The following is a 3,224-nucleotide window of genomic DNA, read 5'->3' on the forward strand; positions in this document are numbered from 1 at the left end:
TAAGCTTGTGTTATATTATTTGAAATAAAAACTTTCTTACTTTTAACACAGAAATGAATAATACTAACAAGAACAAGAAAAACTTGGTACTGGGATTCGTAAAAACTTATGAATTTGAGCAAATCAAACCTTTCGTCATTTCACTCAAGAATACGGGCTATCAAGGAGATATCTGTTTGGTTTACTGCGATTTAAGCCAAAGAACTATTGACTTACTTCAAGAACAGGGCGTCCAAATGTATCCCTTTAAAGAGTTTTACATAAATCTGCCCTATTACATCGGCCAAGGCGGAAAGCTCAAACAGAATAAAAAAATTTATCCCTATCTTTTACTGAATATTTATCCTTTCAATAGATTGTATACTTGGCTGTTAAGAGGAGCGAGTAAGTTAGCTAAAGAAAACGAAGATTTAATCAAGGCTCACGTAGCTCAATATTTTCTAAACGTCCCGTCATGTAATAGATATGCGATTTACTACTTATATTTATCTAAATACGGAGAAAAGTACGCTAATGTGATGCTGTCAGATGTAAGGGATGTCGTGTTTCAAGGCGACCCCTTTGACTTTGAGTTTGAGGATGGTAGCTTGAATTGCTTTCTGGAGGAGGGAGAAAAAACGATCGGTGATAGCGAAGGGAACGCACAGTGGATTAGGGAAGGGTTTGGGGAAGATGCGCTTCCCAAGATCGCAGATAAAAGTATTTCCTGTTCCGGCACAACAATTGGCAGCATAGATGCTATAATGGCTTACCTAAAAGCAATGATAGATGCCTTTGTGCAACTGAAATATCATTCTTGGGGAATCGATCAGGGCGTGCATAACTACATCATTTACCAAGGCTTAGTTAAGAAAGTGAAATTTTACAATAATTTTCGCGGGCCGATCTTAACCATGCACTATACCAATGAGGAAAAACTACAGTTTGACAGCAACGGATATTTAAGGAACGACGATGGCAGCCCGATCAAGGTTTTGCATCAGTACGATCGCCTCTCACCAGAAGTCAGAAACAAAATAGCCGTATATCGAAAAAGCGAATGTACTGTTTGAGTGAGAGCGAAACTTCCGTGCTGGTGTGAGTGCAGTCGAAAATTGTCGGCTAACTTTGTTGATACTCCACAATAATATTCAGTAAATTATGGCGCTATTGAAACATTTTCGATGGGCTGTCATTCCGATTTGTCTTGGCGTTATCACTACCTGTGCCGCCAGCAACCCGCAGCCTCAAACTCAACCGAGTGCGATCGCACAAGCAAAGTATACTACCGGGCAGAATGGCTATCGCTGGGCTAACGTCTCCATCGGCGGCGGCGGTTTTGTCACCGGAGTCTATCCCCATCCGCTACAGCAAGATCTCGTTTATATTCGCACCGATGTAGGCGGCTTTTATCGTTGGAATCCCACAGATAAAAGCTGGATGCAATTAAATAACAGCTTTCCCGTATCCAAAGAAAACTACTACGGCGGAGAAGCACTAGCAGTCGATCCCAACAATCCGAATACAGTCTACATAGCAGCGGGGAAATACCCGAAGTTGCCGCTAAAAGGGACAATCTTTAAGTCCGCCGATGCCGGAAAAACCTGGACTAAACTGAACATAGACTTAGCAATGGGGGGTAACGAAGATCATCGATGGGCAGGAATAAGATTAGCTGTAAACCCCGCTAACTCAAACATTATCTTTTTTGGTTCGCGATACGATGGGCTGTGGAAGTCCGCCGATGCTGGTGCGACATGGGCTAAAGTTACCTCGTTTTCGCCATCTCTGACAGAAGGTGTTGGCATTTTGGGGATTGTGTTTGATAAGCGATCGCCCGGATTGGTCTACGCTAATGTTTATGGAGACGGAATCTATAAATCTACCGATACGGGGGTTACTTGGCAAAAAATCGAGGGCAGCCCAAAGCAAGGACAGCGAATCGCAGTTGCTAACAACGGTATTTTATACGTAACTCATCAATCTGGAGTTACTAAATATAACAATGGCACTTGGAATAACATTACTCCCAACAGCAAAGAAGCTTCCTTTAATGCTTTAGCTGTCAACCCCAGCAATCCCAACGTTGTCATCGTCGCTTTGGGTCAGTCAGTATCTACGAAAATCTATAGAACCTCAGATGGCGGAACTTCATGGACAGAGATGAAAGTATCTCTCAAGCACACCGTTCCTTGGTGGGACGACTATATGTTTTCCGTGTGGACATCTGCGATCGAATTTGACCCAAAAGTCCCCAGCAGAGTATGGTTAACTGACGGCAACGGCATTTGGCAAACTGAAAATATTAATGCCAATCCAGTAATTTGGACAAACTACGAAGCCGGACACGAAGAATTAGTGGTTTTCTCCTTAGCTGCGCCTCCGAAGGGAGGAGTTTTGTTAAGTGGCACAGCAGATCAAGACGGATTTTACCACAATAACGGACTCAATGCTTATCCTTCCACAAGATTGGCAGGGATTTCACAATGGAGTCACACGAATCGGGATACTTTTAGTATTGCCTACAGCGAGAGCGAGCCTTTGCGCGTAGTGCGCGTAGGCGGTGCGAGATGGAATTCAAATTTTACAGGCGCAACTTCCACCGATGGAGGATTGACTTGGCAGAAGTTTCCCTCATTTCCGGCCAACACGATGCCGTTGCGCGTAGCTTTATCTGCTAATAATCCCAATCTCTTCGTCGTCGCCGTCAGCGAAGCTAAAGCTATCCGTACCACTGATGGCGGCGCTTCTTGGAGTGCGGTGTCGGGACTACCCAATGGCCCCAAAGGGCCGTGGTATTGGGGCGAACCTTTAGCCGCAGATAAAGTAGATGGGAATACGTTTTATTACTACAGCGACGGCAAAGTCTATCGCAGTAATGACGGCGGCGCGTCCTTCAGCCTTGTCAACTCATCGGTGCCAAAGAGCGAATGGGTTTTGGATAAGCTCAAAACAGTTCCGGGTGCCAAAGGTGAAGTCTGGCTGAGTCTGGAATGGAACGGTTTATTTCGCTCTACAGATGGCGGCAATACTTTTACTAAGCTACCCTCTGTAGAAAGCGCACGTTTGTTTGCCTTCGGTAAGCCACCGACAGGAAGTACCACTCCCGCACTTTATCTGTATGGAAAAGTTGCAGGCGTGGGAGAAGGTATTTTCCGTTCTCTCGATAAAGGACAAACTTGGACAAGTATCGGTTCGCAGCAGAATCCTATTGGTAATGGCCCTGTGGTTATGGAGGCGAGTTG

The 3,224-nt window shown here is 44.8% G+C and carries 2 protein-coding genes; both read left to right on the forward strand.

Annotated elements, in window-relative coordinates:
• Positions 1 to 53 precede the first annotated feature (53 nt).
• On the forward strand, positions 54 to 1,052 hold the full coding sequence (locus H6S82_RS25630; protein ID WP_190461682.1) for a hypothetical protein: 999 nt from the start codon (positions 54 to 56) through the stop codon (positions 1,050 to 1,052).
• Positions 1,053 to 1,140: 88 nt separating this feature from the next.
• The coding region (locus H6S82_RS25635) for a hypothetical protein (RefSeq protein ID WP_191056916.1) at positions 1,141 to 3,224 on the forward strand (2,084 nt) is incomplete at its 3' end.

This window comes from Planktothrix sp. FACHB-1355 (assembly GCF_014748295.1).
Lineage (GTDB): Bacteria > Cyanobacteriota > Cyanobacteriia > Cyanobacteriales > Aerosakkonemataceae > Aerosakkonema > Aerosakkonema funiforme_A.

Excerpts from the sequence above, each read along its gene's own strand:
- H6S82_RS25630 (WP_190461682.1), top strand. The coding sequence starts at position 54 with ATGAATAATACTAACAAGAACAAGAAAAACTTGGTACTGGGATTCGTA.